Origin of the sequence: Pseudoduganella sp. RAF53_2 (assembly GCF_052113985.1) — a bacterium.
Lineage (GTDB): Bacteria > Pseudomonadota > Gammaproteobacteria > Burkholderiales > Burkholderiaceae_D > Rugamonas.
The window spans coordinates 1-2,366 of the sequence record NZ_JBFRDW010000797.1 but is presented as its reverse complement, the minus strand read 5'-3'; the positions used below and the strand labels follow the sequence as shown (position 1 = coordinate 2,366).

3 protein-coding genes are annotated in these 2,366 nt (G+C 63.3%); 2 read left to right on the top strand and 1 reads right to left on the bottom strand.

Going from position 1 to position 2,366, the window contains the following annotated elements:
• Both AB4Z11_RS29615 and AB4Z11_RS29610 read left to right on the top strand, forming a co-directional pair.
• A partial coding sequence (locus AB4Z11_RS29615; protein ID WP_442029443.1) for a cyclic nucleotide-binding domain-containing protein occupies positions 1–486 on the top strand: 486 nt, incomplete at its 5' end.
• Positions 486–1,595, top strand: a complete 1,110-nt coding sequence (locus AB4Z11_RS29610; RefSeq protein WP_442029441.1) for an AI-2E family transporter — start codon at positions 486–488, stop codon at positions 1,593–1,595. The genes AB4Z11_RS29615 and AB4Z11_RS29610, both read left to right, overlap by 1 nt.
• A 67-nt stretch (positions 1,596–1,662) precedes the next feature.
• Here AB4Z11_RS29610 and AB4Z11_RS29605 read toward each other — a convergent pair.
• The coding region (locus AB4Z11_RS29605; RefSeq protein WP_442029439.1) for an FAD-dependent oxidoreductase at positions 1,663–2,366 on the bottom strand (704 nt) is incomplete at its 5' end.

Below are 2,366 nucleotides of genomic sequence, written 5' to 3'. Positions count from 1 at the left end.
GCCGTGATCTTTGGTTTCCTCAAATCGAACGACCTGTCGCCGCTGGAAAAGCAGCTGCATCGTTCGCCCCTGTTTGCGTCCCTCACACCGCGTGAATTGAAGACCGTGTACGGCCTGGTGCATGAGCGCCGCTATCTGGCCGATGAAATCGTGTTCGATGAAGGAGAGGAAGGGCAGGCGCTGTATCTGGTGCTGGCGGGGCGGGTACGCATCAACAAGGCGCGCGAAAACGGCTACGAGCCGGTCGCCGAGCTGGAACCGGGCGCCTACTTCGGCGATATGGCCTTGCTGGACAATACGCCGCGCAGCGCCCAGGCACGCGCCATCGGCGATTGCGAGCTGGCCGTGTTCTTCCGCGCCGACTTTATTGCGCTGATGGAGACGGATGCCGTGGTCGGCTACAAGATCGCCCTGGCCCTGGCCCGCCACCTGGGACGCCGCCTGCGCAACTTCATGGGCGACCGTCCGCAGATCGAGTTGATGTGATGGACGAGCATCGCTCCGGTCCTGTGGTGTGGTGCGCCATCATCGGCGCTACCTGCCTGCTGCTCGTGCTGATGGAACGCATGCTGTGGCTGGCCATTCCTTTCGTGGAAGGCATCGTTCTCTACTACGTGCTGCTGCCGCCCACCCAGCGTCTGCTGCGCATGGGCCTGCGCAAGAACGCGGCCGTGCCGATTGTGTATGCCGGCGCCACGCTGATATTGCTGCTGGTTGTGCTGGCCACTGCGAGCTGGGCGTCCGCGCCCTCTGCCAACGGACAGGAAGTGGTGGCGCGCTATGTCACCGGCGGCCTGAGTTTCCTGAGCCGCAGCTTGCAGGCCCTGGAACGCGAGTTCCGCCTGCTGCGGCAGATCCATCTGAGCGAGACGGTCAACAGCGGCTTTGCGGCATGGACGGACGACTTCCTCAAGCACCGTCTGGCCGGCGTGCTGGTGGCCGCTGCGGGCTGGATTCCTTCACTGCTGCTGGCGCCTTTCCTGACCTTCTTCTTCCTGCGCGATGGGCGCCGCTTCAAGCGCTTCCTGGTGCGTGCGGTGCCGAACGCCTTCTTCGAGCGCACGCTGTTCCTGCTGCACGAGGTGGACCAGACGGCACGCCGCTATTTCGTCGGCATGATGAAGCTGACGGTGATCGATACGGCGGCGCTGGCTTTGGGTTTGTGGGCCATTGGGCTGCATTCGCCGCTGGTGCTGGGCTTTATCGCCGCCCTGTTGGCCTGGGTGCCCTATGTGGGCTCAATCGCAGGCTGCGTGATGGTGGTGATGGTGGCGTCCACCGATGCGCCGGACAATGCGCTGATCGCTTACAGCGCGATTGGGGTGTTCATTGCGGTGCGGCTGCTGGATGATTTCGTGTTTATGCCGATGACCATTGGCCGCAGCCTGCATATCCATCCGCTGATTGCGGTGCTGATGATCTTTATCGGCGGCTCGGTGGCCGGAGTGGCTGGTCTGGCGATGGTGCTGCCCCTGCTGGGGATTGTGACGGTTGTCGGACAGACGCTGGGAGAGCTGGTGACCAACAGCCGCCTGCGCGCAAGACACCGCTATACCCGGGCCTTGCGCATGAAGCAGGCTAGCGCGGATCTTTAAACCCGCGGCTGAAAAACCTGGTGGCTGCCACATCGTGGCAGCCACCTGCTTTGCGCCGCGGGTTTTATTAAGCGGCGGCAGCCAGTTCAGTTTCGTCGTCGCCGGAGCGAATCAGGTGATCGAAGGCGCCCAGTGCGGCCTTGGCGCCTTCGCCCACGGCGATCACGATCTGCTTGTACGGCACCGTGGTCACGTCGCCTGCTGCGAACACGCCGGACGCGGACGTCTGGCCCTTCGCATCGACTTCGATCTCGCCGTGCTTCGACAGATCGATGGTGCCCTTCAGCCACTCGGTGTTAGGCACCAGGCCAATCTGCACGAACACGCCTTCCAGCTCCACGCGATGCGATTCACCGGAGTTACGGTCGGTGTAGCTCAGGCCATTCACCTTCTTGCCGTCGCCGTGCACTTCAGTGGTCTGGGCCGACTTGATCACTTTCACATTGCGCAGGGTCGCCAGCTTGCGCTGCAGGACAGCGTCCGCACGCAGTTCGGCACCGTACTCGATCAGGGTCACGTGATCCACAATACCTGCCAGGTCGATGGCGGCTTCAACGCCGGAGTTGCCGCCGCCGATCACCGCCACACGCTTGCCCTTGAACAGCGGGCCATCGCAGTGTGGGCAGTACGCCACGCCGTGGTTACGGTATTCCTTCTCGCCCGGCACGTTGATTTCGCGCCAGCGCGCGCCGGTCGAAATGATCACGGTCTTCGCCTTCAGCACGGCGCCGCTTTCGGTGTGGACTTCCTTGATACGGCCCGGCACCAGCT

What these genes read in the sequence shown, in the direction of transcription:
- AB4Z11_RS29610 (WP_442029441.1), top strand. Translation starts at nt 486, where the DNA reads ATGGACGAGCATCGCTCCGGTCCTGTGGTGTGGTGCGCCATCATCGGC.